We start from the raw sequence: 22601 nt of genomic DNA on the forward strand, positions 1-22601 counted from the left end.
TCACCAGTGTCTCCGCCATCCGAGCACCCCACCACCACATCCGGGCAGCGCGGGCTCCTTACCGACTTTCATCGGAAGGTGCTCCTTAGAAAGGAGGTGATCCAGCCGCACCTTCCGGTACGGCTACCTTGTTACGACTTCGTCCCAATCGCCAGCCCCACCTTCGACGGCTCCCTCCACAAGGGTTGGGCCACCGGCTTCGGGTGTTGCCGACTTTCGTGACGTGACGGGCGGTGTGTACAAGGCCCGGGAACGTATTCACCGCAGCGTTGCTGATCTGCGATTACTAGCGACTCCGACTTCACGGGGTCGAGTTGCAGACCCCGATCCGAACTGAGACCGGCTTTTTGGGATTCGCTCCACCTCACGGTATCGCAGCCCATTGTACCGGCCATTGTAGCATGCGTGAAGCCCTGGACATAAGGGGCATGATGACTTGACGTCATCCCCACCTTCCTCCGAGTTGACCCCGGCAGTCTTCGATGAGTCCCCGCCATAACGCGCTGGCAACATCGAACGAGGGTTGCGCTCGTTGCGGGACTTAACCCAACATCTCACGACACGAGCTGACGACAGCCATGCACCACCTGTGACCGCCCCCGAAGGACCCCACATCTCTGTGAGTTTTGCGGCCATGTCAAACCCAGGTAAGGTTCTTCGCGTTGCATCGAATTAATCCGCATGCTCCGCCGCTTGTGCGGGCCCCCGTCAATTCCTTTGAGTTTTAGCCTTGCGGCCGTACTCCCCAGGCGGGGCGCTTAATGCGTTAGCTGCGGCACAGGGAACCGGAGGCCCCCCACACCTAGCGCCCAACGTTTACAGCGTGGACTACCAGGGTATCTAATCCTGTTCGCTCCCCACGCTTTCGCTCCTCAGCGTCAGTATCGGCCCAGAGACCCGCCTTCGCCACCGGTGTTCCTCCTGATATCTGCGCATTTCACCGCTACACCAGGAATTCCAGTCTCCCCTACCGAACTCTAGCCTGCCCGTATCGACTGCAGGCCCGCAGTTGAGCTGCGGGTTTTCACAGTCGACGCGACAAGCCGCCTACGAGCTCTTTACGCCCAATAAATCCGGACAACGCTCGCACCCTACGTCTTACCGCGGCTGCTGGCACGTAGTTGGCCGGTGCTTCTTCTGCAGGTACCGTCACTTACGCTTCGTCCCTGCTGAAAGAGGTTTACAACCCGAAGGCCGTCATCCCTCACGCGGCGTCGCTGCATCAGGCTTCCGCCCATTGTGCAATATTCCCCACTGCTGCCTCCCGTAGGAGTCTGGGCCGTGTCTCAGTCCCAGTGTGGCCGGTCGCCCTCTCAGGCCGGCTACCCGTCGTCGCCTTGGTAGGCCATCACCCCACCAACAAGCTGATAGGCCGCGAGCCCATCCCAGGCCGAAAAACTTTCCACCCCCAACCATGCGGTCAGAAGTCTTATCCGGTATTAGCCCCCGTTTCCGAGGGTTATCCCAAAGCCTAGGGCAGGTTGCTCACGTGTTACTCACCCGTTCGCCGCTCGAGTACCCCGAAGGGCCTTTCCGCTCGACTTGCATGTGTTAAGCACGCCGCCAGCGTTCGTCCTGAGCCAGGATCAAACTCTCCAACAAAAACTTGTTGAAAAACTGTCCCGACAACAAAAGTGTTGCCAAAGGAATCCCAACCAACCGAGCAAAAGCCCGACCAGTCCGGGGTATAAATCAATTTGGCACTGGCTTATCAAGCACCCTGTTGAGTTCTCAAAGAACAACCACACACCATCCGGCGAATCCCACCCAGTGGAACCCCCATCCGGGGCACTTCGTTCATCCCACACCCGCCACTCTCGCGCCGGGCACTTTTACTACGTTACCCGCCGGTTTCCGCCATGTCAAACCGGAGTAACCCGATCCGACCCGCTTCCACCCGAATAACGGGCACCACATATTCGGCGGCTTGCGCCGCCTCGTCCGTGGTTTCCGGCAGGCCGGCCGCCGCGGTGACCCGCGAACTCGCCCGGTTCCCTACCGGCGGTGAACCATACCCGGTCGGTCTCGCCTCGCCAAATCCACCCTGCGGCAGATCCGGGGCCCCGCCCGGCCCGGGCTCCGAGGAGTACCACCCTCGCCGCCCGGAACTCATTTCCGCGCTCCGGCCTTCAGGACTTTCGCCTGCTTCGTCCGTTCCGCGCTGACAGAGAGAAAGTTACGCCCCCGGCGGATTGATCGTCAAATCCGCCGGGGGCGTCCCGCGTCACACTCTCGACGTACCCGCCCGGTCACGCAGCTCCACCCCGGCGAAGGACTTCTTGCCGCGGCGCAGGACCAGGTACCGGCCGTGCAGCAGTTCCTCGGCCGCCACCGTCGCGTCGACCTCGGTGATCCGGTTGTTGTTGACGTACGCGCCGCCCTCGGAGATCACCCGCCGGGCCTCCTTCATGCTCGGCACCAGGCCCGACTCCTTGAGCAGGCCGGCCACGTCGGGCAGCTCGGTGAGGTGGACGAGCCCGGCCTCGGCCAGCGCCGCCCGCAGCGTCTCGGGGGTCAGCTCGTCCAGCGACCCCCGGCCGAACAGCGCCTGGCTGGCGGCGACCGCCTGGGCCATCTCCCGCTCGCCGTGCACCAGGGTGGTCAGCTCCTCGGCGAGGGCCCGCTGGGCGAGCCGGGCCGCCGGGCGCTCCGCCGTCTCCTTCTCCAGCTGCTCGATCTCCTCACGGGGGCGGAAGCTGAAGTAGCGCAGGTAGCGGACCACGTCCCGGTCGTCGGCGTTGAGCCAGAACTGGTAGAACGCGTACGGGCTGGTCAGCTCCGGGTCGAGCCAGACGGCCCCGCCCTCGGTCTTGCCGAACTTCGTACCGTCGGCCTTGGTCACCAGCGGGGTGACGAAGGCCTGCACCGGCCCCGCCCCCCGGCGCCGGACGTAGTCCACGCCTGCCGTGATGTTGCCCCACTGGTCGGAGCCGCCGAACTGGAGCTGGCAGCCGTGCCGACGGTGCAGCTCGTAGAAGTCGTTGGCCTGGAGTAGCTGGTAGCTGAACTCGGTGAAGCTGATGCCGCTGTCCAGCCGGGCCTTCACCACCTCCCGGGCCAGCATCTTGTTCACCGGGAAGTGCTTGCCGACGTCGCGGAGGAACTCGACCACCGACATCTCGCCGGTCCAGTCCAGGTTGTTGACCAGTCGCGCCGCGTTGTCCCCGGTGTACGCGACGAAGGGCGAGAGCTGGTCGCGGATGCGGCCCACCCAGCCGGCGACCACCTCGGGCGGGTTCAGCGCCCGCTCGGCGCTCTCCTTCGGGTCGCCGATCTGGCCGGTGGCCCCGCCGACGAGCAGCAGCGGGCGGTGCCCCGCGAGCTGGAGCCGGCGGGCCGTGGCGACCTGCATGAGGTGGCCGACGTGCAGGCTGGCCGCCGTCGGGTCGAAGCCCACATAGAAGGTGGCCGCCCCGCCGTCGAGCAGCGCGCGCAGCTCGTCGGGGCCGGTCGAGTCCTGGATGAGGCCTCGCCACCGCAGGTCTTCGGTGAGGGTGTCCCGCCCGGGCGGCGGGAGGCTGCTGTCGGTCACGGTCACCGATTCTCCCCCATCCCCCGGGCGGGGCCGTACCGGGTTTGCCCCTGATCACGGTTGGCTAGGCTGGCCCCTTCCGTGCGCGAGGAGGACCGTCGTGGAGATGCCGGACCTGACCGGGGGCTTCGTGGCCCTGCTCGGCCTGGAGTTCGACGAGGTGAGCGGGGACCGGGTGGTGATCCGGTGGCGGGTCCGTCCCGAGCTGCACCAGCCGTACGGCATCCAGCACGGCGGGGTGTACTGCGCGGTGGTGGAGACGGCGGCGAGCGTCGGCGGCTCGCTGTGGCTGGGCGGGCGGGGCCGGGTGGTCGGGGTGTCGAACCAGACGGACTTCCTCCGGGCGGTGCGCGACGGCGAGCTGACGGCCGTCGGCACCCCGGTGCACCGGGGCCGCAGCCAGCAGCTCTGGCAGGTGGAGATCTCCGACGACGCCGGGCGGCTGGTCTCCCGGGGGCAGGTCCGGTTGCAGAACCTGACCGCGGACTGAGCAACCCGCCGGATGCCCGTTTCGGGGCATGAGTGGCTGTACGCCCGGTTATCGTCGCGGCGATGGCATCCGCTGACCGACCCCCGAGGTGAGGAAGCTCCTCGCCGCCACGCTCGGCGTCCTCTCGGCCGTCGGCGGCTTCGTCGACGTGGGCGACCTGGTGGCGGCGAGCCAGGCGGGGGCACGCTTCGGCATGGCGCACGCCTGGGTGCTGCTGCTCGGGGTGGTCGGCATCTGCGCGTACGCGGAGATGGCCGGACGGATCGCGGCGGTCAGCGGGCGGGCGGTGTTCGACCTGGTCCGGGAGCGGCTGGGACCGCGGGTGGCGCTGGTCAACCTGGTGGCCTCCTACCTGGTGACCGTGCTGACCCTCGCCGCCGAGCTGGGCGGCGTGGCGCTGGCCCTGCAACTGGCCTCCGGGCTGAGCTACCTGATCTGGGTGCCGGTCGCCGCCCTGGCGGTCTGGCTGGTGCTGTGGCGGATGCGGTTCCGGCTGATGGAGCGGGTGTTCGGGCTGGCCGGGCTGGCCCTGGTGGTGTTCGCGGTGGCGCTGTTCTGGCTGCCCACCGACTGGGCGGCGCTCGGCCGGGGTGCGCTGCACGGCGGGGCGGCGGGACAGGGCTGGGGGGCGTACTGGTTCGTGGCGGTGGCGCTGTTCGCCTCGACGGTCAGCCCGTACGAGGTGTTCTTCTTCTCCTCCGGCGGGGTGGAGGAGCGATGGAGCGGCGCGGACCTGGCCGACGCCCGGTTCAGCGTGCTGATCGGCTTCCCGGTCGGCGGGTTCCTCGCCCTGTCGCTGATCGCCACGGCGGCGGTCGTGTTCCATCCGACCGGGACGTCGCTGGGCTCCCTCGACCAGGTGGCGCACCCGGTGGTGCTGGCGTTCGGGGGCGCGGGGCTGGCGGTGGCGGCGCTGGCGTTCTTCGCGGTGACCTTCGGCGCCGCGCTGGAGACCGGGCTGGGCGCGGCGTACGCGGCGGCGCAGTACTTCGGCTGGCAGTGGGGCAAGCGGGTGAGCCCCCGGGAGGCCGCCCGGTTCCACAGCGTGCTGCTGGTCAGCATCCTGCTCGGGGTGCTGGTGCTGCTGACCACGATCGACCCGGTGGCGCTGACCGAGTACATGCTGATCATCAGCGCGGTGGCGCTGCCGCTGACGTACCTGCCGATCCTGATCGTGGCGAACGACCGGACGTACCTGGGCGACCGGGTGAACGGCCCGCTGCTGAACCTGTTGGGGGCCGTGTTCCTGCTGGTCATCATCGCCGCGTCGGTGGCGGCGATCCCGCTGGCGGTGGTGACGGGGATGGGCCGGTGAGGATGCAGCTCGGCCGGCAGCTGCTCGACCGGCAGATCGTCGACCGGGACGGGCGACTGGTCGGCAAGGTCGACGACGTGGAGTTCGGGATCGACACCGACGGGGTGCCGTACGTGCGGGCCGTGCTGTCCGGGCAGGTCGCGCTCGGGCAGCGGATGGGCGGGCGGATCGGGCGGCTCCTCGTCGCGGTGGCGGACTGGTTCGTCGACAGCTCGCCGGCGGCGCCGATGCGCATCCCGTACCCGCTGGTGGAGCGGGTGGACAGCGCGGTGCGGCTGCGGGTCCGCCTCGACGAGCTGCCCGGCTCACCGGTGGAGGACTGGCTGCGCCGGCACCTGATCGACCGGATCCCGGGGTCGGACCGTGCGGGCGGGTGAGCTGCTCGGCCGGACCGCGTACGACCTGCACGGGCGGCGGTTGGGCCGGGTGGTGGACGTGGTGGTGCGCGACGCGGGCCCGGGCGGGCGGCTACGGCTGACCGACCTGATCGTGGCGCGGCACTGGTACAGCCGGATGAGCGGACGACTGATCGGGCCGGAGCGGCACCCGTCGGGGCCGTGGCTGATCCGCCTGGTGGCCCGGCAGCTCAGCCGTGGCAGCCAACAGGTGCCGGCCGACCTGGTCCGGTTGGTCCCTCCGGTGCCCGGCTTCCCGTTCGGGGAGCCGGCGGATGAGCGATGAACCTGCGCCGACCTGCCCGGGGCCGGTCGCGGACGTCGACCGGCGGACCGGCCGCGGCGGCCACGACCAGCGGGTCGACCGCCGGCGCCGCGTCGGCGGGGTGAGCGCGGGTTGCGACCGGCGGTCAGCCGCGCGCCGGGTCGAGGGCGGGTTCGGCGTCGGCGTCGGCGCTCCCGGTGCTCTCGGCGCTCCCGGTGCTCTCGTCGGCGTCCGGCCCGGCGGGGGCAGCGGCCCGACGCAGCCGTACGGCGGTGATGGCCCGGTGGTCGATGTCGGCGACCTCCAGCTGCCAGCCGTCGATGGTGACGTCCTCGCCGGGGACGGTGGGGATGTGCCCGAGCAGGGTGAGCAGCAGCCCGGCGACCGTGGTGTAGTCGCCGGCGGGCCGGCCGGGCAGCTCCGCGCCGATGTCGGGCAGGCCGTGCACGGGGAAGGTGCCGGGCAGCAGCAGCGCGCCGTCGGCCTCGGTGCGCACGCCGTGCACGTCCCGGTCGGTCTCGTCGTAGATCTCGCCGACGATCTCCTCCAGGATGTCCTCCAGGGTGACGATCCCGTCGACCGCGCCGCGCTCGTCGACGACCAGGGCGATGTGCTGCCGTTCGGCCTTGAACTGGCGCAGCGCGTCGACCACGGGCAGCGAGTCTGGCAGCAGCATCGGCGGGCGGGCGCACTCGTCGACCGGCCGGTCGACCGGCACCCCGACCAGGTCGCGCAGGTGGATGACGCCGACCGCGTCGTCGAGGCCGCCGTGGCGCACCACCGGCGCGCGGGAGTGCCCGGTGGCGGCCAGCACCAGCCGGGCAGCCTCCGCGGTGGTCCCGCTGTCGAGCGTGAAGACCTGTAACCGGGGTACGAGGACCGCGCGCAGCCGCCGGTCGGCGATCTCCACCGCGCCGGCGATGATGGTCCGCTGTTCCTTGGTGAAGCCGTGGTTGCCGGCGACGATGTCGCGCAGCTCGTCGGGGCCGATCTCCTCCGGCTCGTGCTTCGGGTTGAACCCGACGAGGCGGACGACCAGGTCGCTGGTGGCGCCGAGCGCCCAGACGGCCGGCCGGGTGAGGGTCGCCAGCAGGTCCAGCGGGCGGGCCACCAGCAGCGCCCAGCGCTCGGCGGCCTGCATGGCGATCCGCTTGGGAGCAAGTTCGCCGAAGACCAGGGTGACGAAGGTCAGGGCCAGGGTGACCGCCACGATGGCCACCGTCTCGGCGGCGCCGCCGAACACCCCGAGCAGCGGCACCAGGGGCCGGGCCAGGGAAACGGCCGCGGCGGCGGAGGCGAGGAAGCCGGCCAGGGTGATGCCGATCTGGATGGTGGCCAGGAAGCGGTTCGGGTCCTTGGCGAGGCGGGCCAGCACCCGGCCGGCCCGGCTGGTCCGCTCCAGCCGCTGGACCTGGCTGTCCCGCAGCGAGACCAGCGCCATCTCGCTGCCCGCGAAGATCGCGTTGAGGACGACCAGGACTCCGACCAGGGCCAGTTGGCTCCAGTAGCTCTGCACGCCCGGTTCTCTCCCTCACGAGGACGACCCCGGTCGGGTACGACCGGCGGCACCGCCCGGCGGCCCCGGTCGGTGCAGGGCTGTCTGTGCCCAGCGCCCGGGTCCGCGAATCCTGATCCGGTCGACCGGCTGGTCAGGACTCGCCGACCGGCGGCTCAGACCCGGTCGGCGACGGGCGGGGCGGGCAGGTCGAGCACGTACGAGCCGCCCACGGGGCGGAAGCCGAGCCGGTGGTAGTAGGGGGCGACCATGCCGGGCGGGCTGACCACCCGACGGAACCCCCGGTCCGTGAAGAGGCTGCTGCGCCGGTAGACGAACTCCCCGGGGGTGAAGTCGCGGAACCGCTGGGTGACGTAGTCCAGGTCGACCTGGGCGACGTCGTCGCCCTCGGCGTGCGACAGCACCACCCCGACCACCTCGTCGGCCCGGACCACCAGGAACGCCGAGCGCCGGGCGGTCTGCCCGCCCCAGCGGAAGTCGGGGTTGAACCGGGCGATGTCGGTGGCGTGCACCCGCAGGGTGTGTGCCAGGAACTGGTCGTCGACCCCCACCTCCACCACCTGGTACGTCTGCTCGTCGTGCCGGGTGGTGAGCATCTTCCGCAGGTACCACACGTTGATCACGGCGAGCACCACGTTGAGCCCGACCATCGGCCACACGGCGAGGGCCGCGTTGTAGCCGATCAGCACGAGGCAGCCGACGAGGTTGAGCGCACGCAGCCGCAGGACGCGCGCCTGCAGCAGCGACCAGACCAGCAGCGCCGAGCCGATCCAGCCGATCAAGTCCAGCCAGTTCACCCCGCGAGACTAGTGGTAACCAGCTCGGCTCGCCCGCCGGGCCGCCGCCCGGTGCCGCGTCCGGGTCAGCCGGCGAGTTCCAGGACCCATTCGTCGACCTCGGTGCCGCGACCGTTGGCGTACCCCCGGTCCTCGCCGCGGACGACGAAGCCGCACCTGCGCAGCACGGCGAGGGAGGCGGCGTTGTCCTTGGCGGCACGGGCGTGCACCGGCCGCTGCGGCAGCTCGGCCAGCAGCGCGGCGAGCGCCCGGGTGGCGTACCCGCGACCCCAGCGGGCCCGGTCGATCCAGTAGCTGACCTCGGTCTGTTCCCCGACGGGGAAGGCGGCCACGTGGCCCACGACGACGCCGTCGACAGTGACGGTGCGGGTGACGATGGCCGGGTCGGCGCGGATGCGCCGCCAGTGCGCGTCGAACGCCGCCCGGTCGGCCGGATCGGCCGGGCCGAAGGCGGCCACCCAGTTGGCCTCCGGGTCCTGCTCGAAGGCGAAGAAGTGGGACAGGTCCTCATCGCGCACCAGGCGCAGTCGCAGCTCCTCGGCGCTCACCGCAGCAGGCTACCCCTCCCCCTGGGAGGGTGGGAGGGAGGAGGGTGGGGGTGGGGGTGGGCATGGCAGGATCTGGGGATGAGTAGCTACCGGTTGGTCCGACGTGGCCGGTCCAGGGTTGCCGGGGTCCGGCTCACCGGCGCGACCGCCACCGGCGCGGCGGCGACCGGGGGGCTGGCGATCGGGGCGCGGGCGGTGGGGGCGGCGGCCACCGGGGCGTTGGCCGTCTCGGCGCTGACCGGCGGGATGGTCGCGGTGGCCGTCCTCGCCATCGGCCGGCTGGCGATCCGCCGGGCCGTGATCCGGGACCTGCGCATCGGGCGGCTGGAGGTCGACGAGCTGATCGTCCACCAGCGCGTCGACGCCCAGGGCAGTGCGTCCGGGCGGGAGTCCACCGGCGACGGGTGACGGGCAGCCGACGGTGGTGGCCAGGCGCGCATCGGGCCGTCACCAGTGGTCCATGTCGCCGGGCCACCGGCGTCCGGGCCTCGGCAGAGCAGGTCGAGTGGGCGCGCCGGGGCCGGTCAGCCCGCCGGGGGCAGGGCCGCCGGGTAGCCGTACAGGTCCAGCAGGCGAACCCGGGCCGCCTGGAGACGGTCCACCACCACGCTCATGAACCGGGTGGTGAGCTGCCGGCCGAAGGCGTCGTCGGACTCCATCAGCCGGCGCACCCCGGCCGCGGAGAACTCCACGGCGGTGCTGCGCCGCACCGCGACCGCCCCGAACTGCCACCGGTACGGCGGGAACAGCCAGGACCAGCCGAGCACCCCGCCCGGGCCGATGGTCTCGATCCCCACGTCGCCGCGCCCGGGCACCGGGAAGTCCAGGGCCACCTCCCCGCTCCGGACCAGCCAGAACCGCTCGGCGGGCTGACCGGCCCGGAACAGGCGGTGGCCGGGGTGCCAGGCGACGGGGCGGGCGTACCCGGTCAGCCGGGTCGGCCAGGGCTCCGGCACGCCGGCCAGGAACGGGTGGGTGCGGAGCATGTCGAGCGGGGTCATGGTGCCTCCTCTCGCCTCGGCGGGTGCGGGTCCGTCGGGTCTGGGCCGTCGGGTCTGGGCGCGTCAGCCGGCGGGCAGCGGGTTCGGCGGACCCCGCCTGCCCCATTCGACCCCTCGGTGGGTCGCTGGCGGCAGGGCCGTTGGTCCCGGTCCGGGCGGGCGCTACGCCCCTGCCACCGCCGGGGCGTCCGCGACACGGTGGAGTGGGACGGCGTGCCGGGCGGCGTGTCCGGGCAAATCCCGGTGATCGGGGGCGAGCCCGCCGACAATGACCTCTGACCGAGCCAGGGAGAGCTGATGAACCGACCTGTCGTGGTGGGCGTGGACGGATCGCCGTCGAGCCTGGTCGCCGCCGAGTACGCGGCGCAGGAGGCCGCGGGGCGGTCCCGACCGCTGCTGCTGGTGCACGGCTACCTGCACCCGCTCGGCTACGGCGTGCCGGTCAATCCGTACGACCTGGGGGTGCCCGCGCCGACCGACGAGTCCCGGCGGATGCTCGACCGGGCGGCGGCCGAGCTGCGCGGACGCTGGCCCGACGTCGACGTCGAGGTGCGCCAGGTGGCCGGCGGTCCGGCGGTGAGCCTGGTCGAGGAGTCCCGCCGGGCGGAGCTGGTGGTGGTCGGCAGCCGTGGCCTGGGCGGCTTCGCCGGCCTGCTGCTCGGCTCCGTCAGCGCCCAGGTGGCCGGGCACGCGCGCTGCCCGGTGCTCGTGGTCCGCCCCGAGGAGCAGCCCATTCCGGTCGGCGGCCCGGTGGTCGTCGGGGTGGACGGGTCGGAGCCGGGGCGGCTCGCGGTGGCGCTCGCCGCCGACGAGGCGGCCCGCCGGGGCACCGGCCTGACGCTGGCGCACGTCGCCCCGACCGGCGCCGACCGGCCGGTGCCCGACGAGGTCGTGGAGGCCGGGGCCGCGGCCGGGGCCGAGTCGGCGGACCTGCTCGCCGGGGCCGCCGCCGAGGTGGCGGCGGCGCACCCCGGGCTGGCCGTCGAGCGGCGGCCGCTGCGGGCGGACCGGCCCGCGCGGGCGCTGATCGAGGCGAGCGGGGGCGCGACCCTGGTGGCGGTCGGCTCCCGCGGGCGCGGTGGCTTCGCCGGGCTGCTGCTCGGCTCGGTCAGCCAGGCGCTGGTGCAGCACGCGCACTGCCCGGTGCTGGTCGCCCACCCGCGCCCGGCCGGCGAGGACTGAGCCGCTCGGGCGGTACCGGACCGGCCCGCGCCGACCCACCGGCCCCGCCCCGTCCACCGCCCGGCCGGCACCAGCCAAGACCGGGTACGGCGTCCGCCGGGCGGGGCGGCCGTCTGCGAGCCCTGCCGCCCGCCGTGGGCGGCGGGCCGGTCAGGCCGGGTCGCCGCCGGCGAGCAGCTGGTCGAAGCTGGTGGTGAGGGCGAACGGGTCGGGCGGGGCGGCGGTGGGCCGCCGGCGCACCTGGTCGGCCAGCTCCCCGCCCGCGCGGACGACGCGGGCACGCAGGGCGCCCTCGGCGGTCCCGCCGGACCAGTCCTCCGGCGCGGCGAAGACCGCCGTGGGCACGACCACCGCCCGCAGGTACGCGAACATCGGCCGGAGTGCGTGCTCCAGGGCCAGGGAGTGCCGGGCCGTGCCGCCGGTGGCGGCGATCAGCACCGGCCGGTCCACCAGCGAGCCGGCGTCGAGCACGTCGAAGAACGACTTGAACAGCCCGGTGTACGACCCGTTGAAGATCGGCGTGACCGCGACGATGCCGTCGGCCCCGGCAACGGCGTCCAGGGCCTGCCGCAGCGCCGGTGGCGGGAAGCCGGTGAGCAGGTTGTTCACGACGTCGTGGGCGTGGTCGCGCAGGTCGATCGGGCGCAGCTCGACCTCGCCGCCCGCCCGGACCAGCTCGTCGCGGGTGGCCGCGGCGAGCTGGTCGGCGAGCAGCCGGGTGGACGAGGGCTGGGAGAGCCCGGCGGACACCACGGCCAGGGTGCGGCGGCTCATCGGCCGGCCTCCGTCCCCGCACCGGCGGCGGCCGACCCGGCGGTGGACCCGGCGGCCGGTCCGGCGACGGCTCGGGCGGCGACGAGCGAGGCGTGGGTGGGCGCCTCGGGCACGTGCGCGGGACGCAGCGAGTCGAACTCCTTGCGCAGCACCGGGACCACCTCCTCGCCGAGGATGTCGAGCTGCTCCAGCACGGTCTTCAGCGGCAGGCCGGCGTGGTCGACCAGGAAGAGCTGGCGCTGGTAGTCGCCGACGTAGTCGCGGAAGCCGAGGGTCCGGTCGATGACCTGCTGCGGGCTGCCCACGGTCAGCGGGGTCTGCGTCGTGAACTCCTCCAGCGACGGCCCGTGGCCGTAGACGGGGGCGTTGTCGAAGTACGGACGGAACTCCCGGACCGCGTCCTGCGAGTTGCGCCGCATGAACACCTGGCCGCCGAGGCCGACGATCGCCTGGTCGGGCGAGCCGTGACCATAGTGGGCGAAGCGCTCCCGGTACAGGCCGACCATCCGCTGGGTGTGCTCCTTCGGCCAGAAGATGTGGTTGGCGAAGAACCCGTCGCCGTAGTAGGCGGCCTGCTCGGCGATCTCCGGGCTGCGGATCGAGCCGTGCCAGACGAAGGGCGGCACCCCGTCCAGCGGGCGCGGGGTCGAGGTGAACGACTGCAACGGGGTACGGAACCGGCCGGACCAGTCGACCACGTCCTCCCGCCACAACCGGCGCAGCAGGTCGTAGTTCTCGATGGTCAGCGGGATGCCGTTGCGGATGTCCTGGCCGAACCACGGGTAGACCGGGCCGGTGTTGCCCCGGCCGAGCATCAGGTCGACCCGGCCGTCGGCGAGGTGCTGGAGCATCGCGTAGTCCTCGGCGATCTTCACCGGGTCGTTGGTGGTGATCAGCGTGGTCGCGGTGGAGAGCAGCAGCCGCTCGGTGCGGGCCGCGATCCAGCCCAGCATGGTAGTGGGCGACGACGGCACGAACGGCGGGTTGTGGTGCTCGCCGGTGGCGAAGACGTCGAGCCCGACCTCCTCGGCCTTGCGGGCGATGGCCACCATCGCCTTGATCCGCTCGTGCTCCGACGGTTCCCGCCCATTGGTCGGGTCGACGGTGACGTCGCCGACGGTGAAGATCCCGAACTGCATGACCCGCTCCTCGCTGACTACCGGGACCGTCCCCGGCCCCCGGACGCAGCGCACAACATATTTGATGAATCAACTATTCCGTCGGGCGGGCCGGTGGGCCCGGGGGGTCAGCCACCGGCCACCGAGGGCAGCACCTGCACCTCGGCGCCGGGACGGACCGGCGCGGCCAGGCCGCCGGCGTGCCGGCAGTCCTCCCCGTCGACGTAGACGTTGACGTACCGGCGCAGCTCACCGCGCTCGTCGCGGAGCCGCCGGGACAGCCGGGGCCAGCCGTGGGCCAGCTCGTCGAGGACGTCGCGCAGCGTGCCGTCGGCCCGGACGGTGAGCCGCGCCGCACCGCCGACCTCGCCGCGCAGCGGACCGGGCACCAGAACGGTGACCACTCAGACCTCCACGGCCCGGACGCACAGTACGTCGGGCAGGTGGGCGGCGACGAGGGACCACGAGTCGCCCTCGTCGCGGCTGGCGTAGACCTCGCCGGAGCGGGTGCCGAAGTAGACCCCGGCCGGGTCGGCGTCGTCGGCGCACATCGCGTCGCGCAGCACCGCCGGGTAGAACGGGCCGTCGGGCAGGCCGGCGGAGAGCGGCTCCCACGTCCCGCCGGCGTCGGCGGAACGGTAGACCCGGCAGCGGTGGCCCACCGGGAAGCGCTGCGAATCGGCGACGAGGGGGAACGACCAGATCATCCCGGGACGGGCGGGATGGGCCACCATCGGGAAGCCGAAGTCGCTGGGCAGGCCGGCGGCGATCGACGCCCAGCTGCGGCCACCGTCGTCGGAGCGGTAGACCCCGTGGTGGTTCTGGGCGTAGAGCCGCTCGGGGTCGCCGGCGTCCCGGGCGATCTTGTGGACGCACTGGCCGAACTCGGGCCACTCGTCGGGCAGGAAGTAGGCGTGGATGCCGGTGTTGCCCGGCACCCAACTCGCCCCCGCGTCGTCGGACCGGTAGACCCCGCCGGTCGACATGGCCACCACGAGCCGGGCCGGGTCGTGCGGGTGCGGCAGGACGCTGTGCACCGCCTGCCCGCCGAAGCCCGCGCCCCACTGCGTGCGGTGGGGATGGTCCCAGAGCGCACGGACCAGCTCGAAGGTGTGACCGCCGTCAGCGGAGCGGAAGAGCGCCGACGGCTCGGTGCCGGCCCACACCACGTCCGGCTCGGTCGGCCCGGCGGGGGTGAGTTGCCAGACCCGGCCGAGGCTCGCCCCGGTGTCCGCCGGGAAGGCGACCGGGGCGTGCTCGGGCTCGTGCCAGGACGACCCCAGGTCGTCGCTGGTGGCCACGCTGGGCCCGAAGTGCGAGCTGGTCATCCCGGCGAGCAGACGGGGAACGGCGCGCCGCTTGTCCACCGCCACCGCGTAGACCCCGGTCATCGGGAAGTGCGGGCCACCGATCTCCCAACTCCGACGGCCGTCGGTGCTGGTGGCGAGGAAGAGGCCCTTGCCGGTGCCGATCGCGAGCAGGGTCGTCATGAGCGTCCTCCGGTGAGCCGGGAGAGCAGATGACCTGAGTATCGCCACCCGGTCCGACAGAATCCCGGCGGGACTCGCCGGGGCGAGCGCCGCCGGTCAGCGACGGGCGCGGGGCACGTGCCGGCGGTACTGGCTCACCGTCGGGTCGCCGGCGAGCCAGAACCGCCACGGCACGTCATGCGCGCCGGTCACCCCGACCCGGGGGCCGGCCGCGATCGCCGAATCGGGCACCGGCTCGGCGGCCGGGCGCAGCCGCACCGGGCCGTCGCCGAGCAGGTGGCAGCCGTACACCGCCCTGTCGATGCCGAGGGCGGCGCAGAGCCGGGCCGGGCCCCGGGCGAGTTCCACGTCCCGGCGTACGGCGGTGCGGCGGGCCCGGGCCACCTCGACGCCCTCGATCACCTCGCCGGCCCGCAGCAGCACCGCCGACGCCTCCCCGTCGGGCCCGGTCACCACGTTCACGCACCAGTGCATGCCGTAGGTGAAGTAGACGTAGGCGTGCCCGGCCGGGCCGAACATCACGGCGTTGCGCGGGGTGCGGCCCCGGTGGGCGTGCGAGGCCGGGTCGCCGGCCGTGCCGGCGTACGCCTCGACCTCGGTGATCCGGACGGTGACCCCGCCGGCCGACAGCCGGCAGCCGAGCAGGCCCCGGGCGGCCGGCACGACCGGGCCGGCCAGCAGGTCGGCCAGCGTGGCCAGGCCGGCGTCGGTCGCCGGCACGTCGGGGTACGGCGCCATCACCCGACCCTATCCGGCACCGCTCCGACCGGCACGACGACGGCCTTCTCGGCAATCGGGGTTGCAGTCAGACTCAAATAAGTCAAACACGGAGTATGAACATGTCGTTGACATCAGTCCGTTTATCTGTTGGTATCGGGGCATGACCGTGGAGCAGCAGGACCCGTTCGCCGCGCCCGACCCCGGGCGGGCCCGGGCGCACCGCACGTACGCCGCACTGACCCGGATCGCCGAACGGCACGCGGGCGACGACGCCCGCCGCCACCGCTACGCCCACCCGGACGTGCTCGACCCGTACGAGGCGGTGGCCCTGGTGACCGCGTTGGCCGCCGGCGGGGCGGAGCTGGCCGACGGGGAGGATCCGGTCGACTCGGCCGACCTGGTCGCCGCGCTCACCCTCGTCCCGCACCTGCGCGCCGAGGTGGACGCGCTGGAGGCCGGGCTGCTCCGGCTCTCCCGGGACCGGGGGCTCACCTGGCAGGCGGTCGCCCACGGGCTGGGGCTCGGCTCGGCGCAGGCCGCCCGCCAGCGCTTCGAGCGGCTCACCGGGCGGGTCGGAGCCGGGGCCGACGAGGACGGGCCCGGCCCGGCCGCCGGGGCCACCGTCGACGGCGGGCGGCCGTGATGGAGCGCGCCGAGTTGCTCGCGCACTGCCTGGCGAAGCCCGGGGCGTGGCTCGACCAGCCGTGGGGCGAGGAGGCGGTGGCCAAGGTGGGCAGCCGGATCTTCGCGTTCCTCGGGCCGGAGTCCGGCGACCGGGTGGGCCTCAAGTGCGGCCCGACCCGGGAGCTGGCCGACGAGTGGCTGCACCGGTTCCCCGCCGACGCCGCCCCCTCCTCCCACATCGGCCGGTACGGCTGGAACAGCCTGCGGCTGGGCGGGGCGATCGGCGACGACGAGTTGCGCGAGGCGGTGGACGCCTCGTACGAGGCGGTGGTGGCGAAGCTGCCGAGGCGCGAACGCCCCGCGGCCGGCTGAGCCAGCCGGGGGCGGACGCGGGCGGGAACGACGGACGCGGCGCGCGGGAGAACCCCGCGCGCCGCGTCACGACCGGGTCGTCAGCGGGGTACGACCACCTCGGCGGCCCACTCCCGCCAGCCGGCGAGCTGGTCGGCGGCGGCGGCGAGCTGGTCGGCGACCGGGCCGGGGCCGGTGGAGCCGGGGGTGATCCGCGCGGCCAGCGCCGAGGGCACCGAGAGCACGTCGCGCACCGACGGGTCGAGGTGCTCGCTGACCGTCGCCAGGTCGGCGTCGGAGACCTCGTCGAGGGCGCAGTCGCGGACCGCGCAGAGCGCGACCAGCTTGCCGGTGATCTCGTGCGCGTCCCGGAACGGCACGTTGCGGCGGACCAGCCAGTCGGCGACCTCGGTGGCCAGGGAGAAGCCGACGGGGGCGGCGGCCACCAGGCGGTCGACGCGGACGGTCATCGTGGAGATCATCCCGGCGAGGGCCGGCAGCAGCAGCTCCAGGGTGTCGACCGCGTCGAAGGCCGGCTCCTTGTCCTCCTGCATGTCCCGGTCGTACGTCATCGGCAGGCCCTTGAGCATGGTGAGCACGCTCATCAGGCCACCGACGAGCCGGCCGGACTTGCCCCGGGCCAGCTCGGCGATGTCCGCGTTCTTCTTCTGCGGCATGATCGACGAGCCGGTGGCGAAGGCGTCGTCCAGCTCGACCCAGCCGAACTCCTGCGACGTCCAGAGCACCACCTCCTCGCCGAGGCGGGACAGGTGCACCCCGACCATCGCGGTGATGAAGAGGAACTCGGCGACGAAGTCGCGGTCGGCGACGGCGTCCATCGAGTTGGCGAAGGACGTACGGAAGCCCAGCTCCTTGGAGACGGCCACCGGGTCCAACGGCAGGCCGGAGCCGGCGAGCGCGCCCGCGCCGAGCGGGCTGATCGCGGCCCGGTGGTCCCAGTCGCGCATCCGGTCCAGGTCGCGCAGCAGCGGCTGCACGTGGGCCAGCAGCCAGTGACCGAAGGTGACCGGCTGGGCGTGCTGGAGGTGGGTCATCCCCGGCGCGGCGGTGTCGACGTGCCGCTCGGCCTGCTCGACGAGGGCCTCGGCCAGCTCGACCAGCCGGCCGGCCACGCCCCGGGCGTGGTCGCGCAGGTACAGCCGCAGGTCGGTGGCGACCTGGTCGTTGCGGGACCGGCCGGCGCGCAGCTTGCCGCCGAGGCTGCCGAGCCGCTCCAGCAGCCCGCGCTCCAGGGCGGTGTGCACGTCCTCGTCGTCCACGGTGGGGCGGAACGCCCCGGAGGCGCAGGCGGCCTCCAGGTCGTCCAGGGCGGCGAGGATCCGGCCCAGTTCCTCCGGGTCGAGCAGGCCCGCGCCCGCCAGGACCCGGGCGTGCGCCCGGGACCCGGCGAGGTCGTACGGGGCGAGGCGCCAGTCGAACTGCACGCTGACCGACAGCCGGGCCAGGGCTTCGGAGGGGCCGCCGGCGAACCGGCCGCCCCACAGGCTCGTACGGTTGGTCGCGGCGCTGTTCTCGGTGAGGCTCTTGTCGTCCACGCCGCTCATCATTGCTGAGTCTGCCTTTCACTCACGACTGCGGGGCTCACTCGCTGCGCTCGCTCACTCCTCGCGCCCGCACTGGTCAGGAGCCGGCCAACCGGGCGTCCCGCGCGGCGGCCATCCTGCTGGGCAGGCCCCACAACTGCACGAAGCCCTTGGCCAGGGACTGGTCGAAGGTGTCGCCGGTGTCGTAGGTGGCCATGCCGAAGTCGTACAGGCTGGCCTCGGAGCGCCGGCCGGTCACGGTGGCCCGGCCTCCGTGCAGGGTGAGCCGCACCTCGCCGGAGACCTGCTGCTGGGCGTCGTCGATGAAGGCGTCCAGGGCCTGCTTCAGCGGGGAGAACCACAGGCCGTCGTAGACCAGCTCGCCCCAGCGCTGGTCGACGCCCTTCTTGAACCGGGCCAGGTCCCGCTCGACGGTGACCGCCTCCAGCTCCTGGTGGGCGGCGATCAGCGCGATCGCGCCGGGGGCCTCGTACACCTCGCGGCTCTTGATGCCGACGAGCCGGTCCTCGACCATGTCGAGCCGGCCGACGCCCTGCGCTCCGGCGCGCCGGTTCAGCTCCAGGATCGCCTGGTACGGGGTGACGGTCTCGCCGTCGATCGCGACCGGCACGCCGGCGTCGAAGGTGATGACCACCTCGTCGGCGTCGCGGGGCTCGGCCGGGTCCGACGTGTACGAGTACAGGTCCTCGACGGGGGCGTTCCAGATGTCCTCCAGGAAGCCGGTCTCCACGGCCCGGCCCCACAGGTTCTGGTCGATCGAGTACGGCGACTTGGCCGACACGTCGATCGGCAGCCCCTTCTCCTCGGCGAACGCGATCGCCTTGTCCCGGGTCCAGGCGAAGTCCCGGGCCGGGGCGATGATCTTCAGGTCGGGGGCGAGCGCGGCCAGGCCGACCTCGAAGCGGACCTGGTCGTTGCCCTTGCCGGTGCAGCCGTGCGACACGATGGTGCCGCCGTGCTTGCGGGCCGCGGCCACCAGGTGCTTGACGATCAGCGGCCGGGACAGCGCGGAGACCAGCGGGTACCGGTCCATGTAGAGGGCGTTGGCCCGCATCGCCGGCAGGCAGTAGTCGGCGGCGAACTCGTCGCGCGCGTCGACCACCTCCGACTCGACGGCCCCGCAGTCCAGGGCGCGCTGCCGGATGGCGGCGAGGTCCTCGCCGCCCTGCCCGACGTCCACCGCCACCGCGATGATCTCGGCGCCGGTCTGCTCGGCCAGGTACGGAATCGCGACGGAGGTGTCCAACCCTCCGGAGTACGCAAGGACGACCCGCTCGGTCATGGTGTGGCGTTCCCTTCGACGTTCTCTTCCCGGCGGGACCACGCGGCGAGCTTCTCGCCCAACGCGGCACCGCCGACGGCCTCGCGGGCCACGACGAGGATGGTGTCGTCGCCGGCGATGGTGCCGACGACCTCGGGCAGGCCCGCTCGGTCCAACGCGCTGGCCAGGTATTGGGCTGCGCCCGGCGGGGTGCGCAGCACGGCGATGTTGCCGCTGGAGTCGACCTCGTTGAGCAGCTCCCGCAGCAGCCGGACCAGCCGGGCCGGGGCGGCCTCGGCGTCGCGCAGCGGGCGGTGGCCGTCCTCGGGGATGACGTACACGGGGCGCCCGTCACCGCCCCGGGCGGTGACCGCGCCCAGCTCCTTGAGGTCCCGGGACAGGGTGGCCTGGGTCACTCCGACGCCGTCGCCGGCGAGCAGGTCGGCCAGCTCGGTCTGCGAGCGGACCGCCTTGTCGCGGATCAGCTCGACGATCCGGGCGTGCCGGGCGGCGCGGGTCAGCGGGGCGGTCATACCCGGCTCTCCAACAGGAACGCCAGCAGCGCCTTCTGGGCGTGCAGCCGGTTCTCCGCCTGGTCGAACACGGCGCTCTGCGGGCCGTCGAGCACCTCGTCGGTGATCTCCTCGCCCCGGTGGGCGGGCAGGCAGTGCAGCACGATCGCGTCCGGCGCGGCGTGGCCGAGCAGTTGCTTGTTGAGCTGGTACGGCAGGAACGGGGTGATCCGGTCCAGCCCGTCGGACTCCTGCCCCATCGAGGTCCAGGTGTCGGTGGCCAGCACGTCGGCGTCCCGCACCGCCGCCACCGCGTCGCGCAGCACCCGCACCGACCCGCCGGTGCCGGCGGCGATCTGCGCGGCCCGGGTGACCACCTCGGGGTCGGGGTCGAACCCGTCCGGCCCGGCGACCCGCACGTGCATCCCGGCGGTCGCCCCGGCCAGCAGGTACGAGTGGGACATGTTGTTCGCCGCGTCCCCGACGTACGCCAGCGTCCGGCCCCGCGTGCCGCCGCACCGCTCGCGGACGGTGAGCAGGTCGGCCAGGAGCTGGCAGGGGTGGAAGCCGTCGGTGAGGGCGTTGACCACCGGCACGCTCGCCCCGGCGGCGACCTCGGCGATCCGGTCGTCGCCGTGGGTGCGCAGCACGATCGCGGCCACGTAGCGGGACAGCACCCGGCCGGCGTCGGCGAGGGTCTCGCCCCGGCCGAAGTGGGTGACCTGGGTGTCCACCACGAGCGGGTGGCCACCCAGCTCGGCGATGCCGGCGTCGAACGAGATCCGGGTGCGCAGGCTCTGCTTGTCGAACAGCACCGCCACCGACCTCGGGCCGGCCAGCGGCTTGTGGGTGTACCGCTCGGCCTTCATCCGGGCGGCCAGGTCCAGCACGGCCGACTGCTCGGCGGGCGAGAGATCGTCGTCGCGCAGCAGGTGGCGGGTCATGCGGTGGCCTCCGGGGTGGTGGCGTCGAGGACGGCGGGCAGGGCGGCCAGGAAGGCGTCGACCTGGTCGGTGGTCAGGACCAGCGGCGGGGCGAGCCGGACCACGCCGGGCTGCACCGGGTTGACCAGGAAGCCGGCCTCGCGCAGCGCGGTCGCCACCGGGCCGGACACGTCGGCGGTGAGCACGATCCCGAGCAGCAGGCCCGCGCCGCGCACCTCGGCGACCAGGGGGTGGCCGAGCGCCTCGACCCCCCGGCGCAGCCGCTCGCCGACCCGCTTGACGTGGTCGAGCAACCCTTCACTGGCGATGGTCGACACCACCGCGAGGGCGGCGGCACAGCTCACCGGGTTGCCGCCGAAGGTGGTGCCGTGCGAGCCGGCCTTGAGCAGGTCGGCGGCCGGGCCGAAGGCCAGGCACGCGCCGATCGGCAGGCCGCCGCCGAGGCCCTTGGCGAGGGTGACGACGTCGGGTTCGACGCCCTCGGCCTGGTGGGCGAACCAGTGTCCGGTGCGGCCGACGCCGGTCTGCACCTCGTCGAGCACCAGCAGCGCGCCGTGCCGGGTGGCGATCCGCCGGGCCTCGGCGAGGTAGCCGGCGGGCGGGACGACGACCCCGTTCTCGCCCTGGACCGGCTCCAGGATCACCATGGCGGTCGCGTCGGTCACCGCCCCGGCCAGGGCCGCCGCGTCGCCGTACGGGACGTGGGTGACGTCGCCGGGCAGCGGGCGGAACGGGTCGGCCTTGGCGGGCTGGCCGGTGAGCGCGAGCGCGCCCATGGTCCGGCCGTGGAAGCCGCCGACGGTGGCGACCACGTGCGTGCGGCCGGTGAGCCGGGACAGCTTGAACGCGGCCTCGTTGGCCTCGGCGCCGGAGTTGGCGAGGAAGACCCGGCCGGGCCGGCCCGCGAGGGCCAGCAGCAACTCGGCCAGCGCCACCGGCGGCTCGGCGACGAACAGGTTGGACACGTGCCCGAGGGTGGCGACCTGCCGGGACACGGCGGCCACCACGGCCGGGTGGGCGTGGCCAAGGGCGTTGACCGCGATGCCGCCGAGCAGGTCGACGTACTCCCGGCCGGCCTCGTCGACCACGACCGCGCCGGAACCGGAGACCAGCGCGAGCGGCGGCGTGCCGTAGTTGTCCATCAGCGACTGCCGCCAGCGGTCCACCAGCGTGCTCATGGCGCAACCGTGCCTTCCTTGTTCGCGACTGCGGGGCTCGCAGGCTCACTCCTCGCGCTCACCGAGCCATTCTTGTTCGCGACTGCGGGGCTCGCAGGCTCACTCCTCGCGCTCACGACCATCGTTCCGAATCCTTCCGAGGTGAAGACCTCAAGCAGCGTGGAGTGGGCGACCCGGCCGTCGACGACGTGTGCGGCGGGCACGCCGTGGCACACCGCCCGCAGGCAGGCCTCCATCTTCGGGACCATCCCCGATTCCAGGGACGGCAGCAGCTCCGCCAGGTCGTCGGTGGTGATCTCGCTGACCAGGCTGTCGGTGTCGGGCCAGTTCGCGTAGAGGCCGGGGACGTCGGTGAGGACGACCAGCTTGCGGGCCTGGAGCGCGATCGCGAGCGCGGCGGCGGCGGTGTCGGCGTTCAGGTTGTGCAGCACCCCGTCGGCGTCCGGCGCGACGGTGGAGATCACCGGGATGCGGCCGGCCGCGATCAGGTCCGTCACCGCCGAGGTGTCCACGGACTCGACGTCGCCGACCTGACCGACGTCCACCGGCTCCCCGTCGACGTACGCGGGGCGGCGCACGGCGGTGAACAGGCCGGCGTCCTCGCCGGAGAGGCCGACGGCGAACGGGCCGTGCGCGTTGATCAGCCCGACCAGTTCCCGGCCGACCTGGCCGACCAGCACCATCCGGACGACGTCCATCGCCTCGGGGGTGGTGACCCGCAGGCCGCCCCTGAACTCGCTGTCGATGCCGAGCCGGCCGAGCATGGCGGAGATCTGCGGCCCGCCGCCGTGCACCACGACCGGCTTGAGGCCGGCGTAGCGCAGGAACACCATGTCGGCGGCGAAGGCCCGCTGGAGTTCGGGGTCGACCATGGCGTTGCCGCCGTACTTGACCACGACGGTGGCACCGGAGAACCGGGCCAGCCAGGGCAGCGCCTCGATCAGCGTCTCGGCCTTGACCTGGGCCCGGGAGAGGTCCGCGGTGAGACTCACGATGCCAACCTTCCGATCGCGACTGCGGGAC

At 73.0% G+C, this 22601-nt stretch carries 24 protein-coding genes and 1 rRNA gene; 8 read left to right on the plus strand and 17 right to left on the minus strand.

What is annotated here, in order from left to right; genetic code table 11:
• Positions 1–89 precede the first annotated feature (89 nt).
• Positions 90–1602, minus strand: a 16S ribosomal RNA gene (locus OOK41_RS22880).
• A 622-nt stretch (positions 1603–2224) separates the two neighbouring features.
• Positions 2225–3532 carry a tyrosine--tRNA ligase gene (gene tyrS / locus OOK41_RS22885; RefSeq protein WP_266267943.1) on the minus strand — a complete coding sequence of 436 codons (1308 nt, stop codon included), beginning with the start codon at positions 3530–3532 and terminating at the stop codon, positions 2225–2227.
• Between the two features lie 106 nt (positions 3533–3638).
• Here tyrS and OOK41_RS22890 point away from each other — a divergent pair, with 106 nt between their 5' ends.
• The 4 genes from OOK41_RS22890 (at position 3639) to OOK41_RS22905 (ending at position 6018) form a co-directional block, all read left to right on the plus strand.
• Positions 3639–4022, plus strand: a complete 384-nt coding sequence (locus tag OOK41_RS22890) for a PaaI family thioesterase (RefSeq protein WP_207892876.1) — start codon at positions 3639–3641, stop codon at positions 4020–4022.
• 88 nt (positions 4023–4110) lie between these two features.
• A complete protein-coding gene (locus tag OOK41_RS22895) occupies positions 4111–5337 on the plus strand; it encodes an NRAMP family divalent metal transporter (protein ID WP_266266652.1) in 1227 nt (408 codons plus the stop codon).
• 2 nt (positions 5338–5339) lie between these two features.
• Positions 5340–5714, plus strand: a complete 375-nt coding sequence (locus OOK41_RS22900) for a hypothetical protein (protein ID WP_266267947.1) — start codon at positions 5340–5342, stop codon at positions 5712–5714.
• On the plus strand, positions 5701–6018 hold the full coding sequence (locus OOK41_RS22905; protein ID WP_117671748.1) for a PRC-barrel domain containing protein: 318 nt from the start codon (positions 5701–5703) through the stop codon (positions 6016–6018). The genes OOK41_RS22900 and OOK41_RS22905 overlap by 14 nt, the downstream gene beginning before the upstream one ends.
• A 124-nt stretch (positions 6019–6142) precedes the next feature.
• Here the strand turns inward: OOK41_RS22905 and OOK41_RS22910 are convergent, their stop codons facing one another.
• The 3 genes from OOK41_RS22910 to OOK41_RS22920 all read right to left on the minus strand — a co-directional run bounded on the left by OOK41_RS22910 (position 6143) and on the right by OOK41_RS22920 (position 8858).
• Positions 6143–7513, minus strand: coding sequence for a hemolysin family protein (locus OOK41_RS22910; RefSeq protein WP_266266653.1), 1371 nt, complete (start codon positions 7511–7513; stop codon positions 6143–6145).
• A gap of 155 nt (positions 7514–7668) precedes the next feature.
• Complete coding sequence (locus OOK41_RS22915) at positions 7669–8310, minus strand: hypothetical protein (RefSeq protein WP_266266654.1); 642 nt, start codon at positions 8308–8310, stop codon at positions 7669–7671.
• 65 nt (positions 8311–8375) lie between these two features.
• Positions 8376–8858: a GNAT family N-acetyltransferase gene (locus OOK41_RS22920; RefSeq protein WP_117671742.1), complete on the minus strand. Its 483-nt coding sequence runs from the start codon at positions 8856–8858 to the stop codon at positions 8376–8378.
• Between the two features lie 78 nt (positions 8859–8936).
• Here OOK41_RS22920 and OOK41_RS22925 point away from each other — a divergent pair, with 78 nt between their 5' ends.
• On the plus strand, positions 8937–9266 hold the full coding sequence (locus OOK41_RS22925) for a hypothetical protein (RefSeq protein ID WP_266266655.1): 330 nt from the start codon (positions 8937–8939) through the stop codon (positions 9264–9266).
• Between the two features lie 116 nt (positions 9267–9382).
• On the opposite strand, the gene OOK41_RS22930 is transcribed toward OOK41_RS22925, so the two are convergent.
• Positions 9383–9859, minus strand: coding sequence for a cyclic nucleotide-binding domain-containing protein (locus tag OOK41_RS22930; RefSeq protein ID WP_266266656.1), 477 nt, complete (start codon positions 9857–9859; stop codon positions 9383–9385).
• 297 nt (positions 9860–10156) lie between these two features.
• On the opposite strand from OOK41_RS22930, the gene OOK41_RS22935 reads away from it, so the two are divergent.
• Entirely contained in the window at positions 10157–11041 is an 885-nt protein-coding gene (locus tag OOK41_RS22935) for a universal stress protein (protein ID WP_117671737.1), read from the plus strand.
• Positions 11042–11191: 150 nt separating this feature from the next.
• Here OOK41_RS22935 and OOK41_RS22940 read toward each other — a convergent pair whose 3' ends face one another.
• From OOK41_RS22940 to OOK41_RS22960, 5 genes are all read right to left on the minus strand, one after another.
• Complete coding sequence (locus OOK41_RS22940) at positions 11192–11815, minus strand: FMN reductase (RefSeq protein ID WP_117671735.1); 624 nt, start codon at positions 11813–11815, stop codon at positions 11192–11194.
• Positions 11812–12954 (minus strand): LLM class flavin-dependent oxidoreductase, encoded by a 1143-nt coding sequence (locus OOK41_RS22945; RefSeq protein ID WP_266266657.1) that lies wholly within the window; start codon positions 12952–12954, stop codon positions 11812–11814. The genes OOK41_RS22940 and OOK41_RS22945 overlap by 4 nt, the downstream gene beginning before the upstream one ends.
• Positions 12955–13061: 107 nt before the next feature.
• Complete coding sequence (locus OOK41_RS22950) at positions 13062–13337, minus strand: ubiquitin-like small modifier protein 1 (protein WP_266266658.1); 276 nt, start codon at positions 13335–13337, stop codon at positions 13062–13064.
• Positions 13338–14423, minus strand: coding sequence for an exo-alpha-sialidase (locus tag OOK41_RS22955; RefSeq protein WP_266266659.1), 1086 nt, complete (start codon positions 14421–14423; stop codon positions 13338–13340).
• Positions 14424–14519: 96 nt separating this feature from the next.
• Positions 14520–15161, minus strand: a complete 642-nt coding sequence (locus tag OOK41_RS22960; RefSeq protein WP_266266660.1) for a DNA-3-methyladenine glycosylase — start codon at positions 15159–15161, stop codon at positions 14520–14522.
• A gap of 142 nt (positions 15162–15303) precedes the next feature.
• Here OOK41_RS22960 and OOK41_RS22965 point away from each other — a divergent pair, with 142 nt between their 5' ends.
• Both OOK41_RS22965 and OOK41_RS22970 read left to right on the plus strand, forming a co-directional pair.
• The gene (locus OOK41_RS22965; protein ID WP_266266661.1) at positions 15304–15786 is read left to right on the plus strand and encodes a DNA-binding protein; all 483 of its coding nucleotides are present in this window, start codon (positions 15304–15306) and stop codon (positions 15784–15786) included.
• Positions 15786–16139, plus strand: a complete 354-nt coding sequence (locus tag OOK41_RS22970; protein ID WP_266267950.1) for an MmcQ/YjbR family DNA-binding protein — start codon at positions 15786–15788, stop codon at positions 16137–16139. The genes OOK41_RS22965 and OOK41_RS22970 overlap by 1 nt, the downstream gene beginning before the upstream one ends.
• A gap of 80 nt (positions 16140–16219) precedes the next feature.
• Here OOK41_RS22970 and argH read toward each other — a convergent pair whose 3' ends face one another.
• From argH to argB, 6 genes are all read right to left on the minus strand, one after another.
• Positions 16220–17683, minus strand: coding sequence for an argininosuccinate lyase (gene argH / locus OOK41_RS22975; protein ID WP_266266662.1), 1464 nt, complete (start codon positions 17681–17683; stop codon positions 16220–16222).
• Between the two features lie 76 nt (positions 17684–17759).
• Positions 17760–18965, minus strand: coding sequence for an argininosuccinate synthase (locus OOK41_RS22980; RefSeq protein WP_266266663.1), 1206 nt, complete (start codon positions 18963–18965; stop codon positions 17760–17762).
• Positions 18962–19477, minus strand: a complete 516-nt coding sequence (locus tag OOK41_RS22985) for an arginine repressor (protein ID WP_117671723.1) — start codon at positions 19475–19477, stop codon at positions 18962–18964. The genes OOK41_RS22980 and OOK41_RS22985 overlap by 4 nt, the downstream gene beginning before the upstream one ends.
• A complete protein-coding gene (gene argF / locus OOK41_RS22990) occupies positions 19474–20400 on the minus strand; it encodes an ornithine carbamoyltransferase (protein ID WP_266266664.1) in 927 nt (308 codons plus the stop codon). Before argF ends, OOK41_RS22985 begins: the two co-directional genes overlap by 4 nt.
• Positions 20397–21578 (minus strand): acetylornithine transaminase, encoded by a 1182-nt coding sequence (locus OOK41_RS22995; protein ID WP_117671719.1) that lies wholly within the window; start codon positions 21576–21578, stop codon positions 20397–20399. The genes argF and OOK41_RS22995 overlap by 4 nt, the downstream gene beginning before the upstream one ends.
• Positions 21575–22570, minus strand: coding sequence for an acetylglutamate kinase (gene argB / locus OOK41_RS23000; protein WP_266266665.1), 996 nt, complete (start codon positions 22568–22570; stop codon positions 21575–21577). Before argB ends, OOK41_RS22995 begins: the two co-directional genes overlap by 4 nt.
• Positions 22571–22601 lie beyond the last annotated feature (31 nt).

It is taken from the genome of Micromonospora sp. NBC_01655 (assembly GCF_026339755.1).
GTDB lineage: Bacteria > Actinomycetota > Actinomycetes > Mycobacteriales > Micromonosporaceae > Micromonospora.

Bases quoted from the DNA above. Each gene is read 5' to 3' on its own strand.
- OOK41_RS22890 (WP_207892876.1), top strand. From the start codon at position 3,639: ATGCCGGACCTGACCGGGGGCTTCGTGGCCCTGCTCGGCCTGGAGTTC.
- OOK41_RS22900 (WP_266267947.1), top strand. From the start codon at position 5,340: ATGCAGCTCGGCCGGCAGCTGCTCGACCGGCAGATCGTCGACCGGGAC.
- OOK41_RS22925 (WP_266266655.1), top strand. From the start codon at position 8,937: ATGAGTAGCTACCGGTTGGTCCGACGTGGCCGGTCCAGGGTTGCCGGG.
- OOK41_RS22930 (WP_266266656.1), bottom strand. From the start codon at position 9,859: ATGACCCCGCTCGACATGCTCCGCACCCACCCGTTCCTGGCCGGCGTG.
- OOK41_RS22935 (WP_117671737.1), top strand. From the start codon at position 10,157: ATGAACCGACCTGTCGTGGTGGGCGTGGACGGATCGCCGTCGAGCCTG.
- OOK41_RS22940 (WP_117671735.1), bottom strand. From the start codon at position 11,815: ATGAGCCGCCGCACCCTGGCCGTGGTGTCCGCCGGGCTCTCCCAGCCC.
- OOK41_RS22945 (WP_266266657.1), bottom strand. From the start codon at position 12,954: ATGCAGTTCGGGATCTTCACCGTCGGCGACGTCACCGTCGACCCGACC.
- OOK41_RS22955 (WP_266266659.1), bottom strand. From the start codon at position 14,423: ATGACGACCCTGCTCGCGATCGGCACCGGCAAGGGCCTCTTCCTCGCC.
- OOK41_RS22960 (WP_266266660.1), bottom strand. From the start codon at position 15,161: ATGGCGCCGTACCCCGACGTGCCGGCGACCGACGCCGGCCTGGCCACG.
- OOK41_RS22965 (WP_266266661.1), top strand. From the start codon at position 15,304: ATGACCGTGGAGCAGCAGGACCCGTTCGCCGCGCCCGACCCCGGGCGG.
- OOK41_RS22970 (WP_266267950.1), top strand. From the start codon at position 15,786: ATGGAGCGCGCCGAGTTGCTCGCGCACTGCCTGGCGAAGCCCGGGGCG.
- argH (WP_266266662.1), bottom strand. From the start codon at position 17,683: ATGAGCGGCGTGGACGACAAGAGCCTCACCGAGAACAGCGCCGCGACC.
- OOK41_RS22980 (WP_266266663.1), bottom strand. From the start codon at position 18,965: ATGACCGAGCGGGTCGTCCTTGCGTACTCCGGAGGGTTGGACACCTCC.
- OOK41_RS22985 (WP_117671723.1), bottom strand. From the start codon at position 19,477: ATGACCGCCCCGCTGACCCGCGCCGCCCGGCACGCCCGGATCGTCGAG.
- argF (WP_266266664.1), bottom strand. From the start codon at position 20,400: ATGACCCGCCACCTGCTGCGCGACGACGATCTCTCGCCCGCCGAGCAG.
- OOK41_RS22995 (WP_117671719.1), bottom strand. From the start codon at position 21,578: ATGAGCACGCTGGTGGACCGCTGGCGGCAGTCGCTGATGGACAACTAC.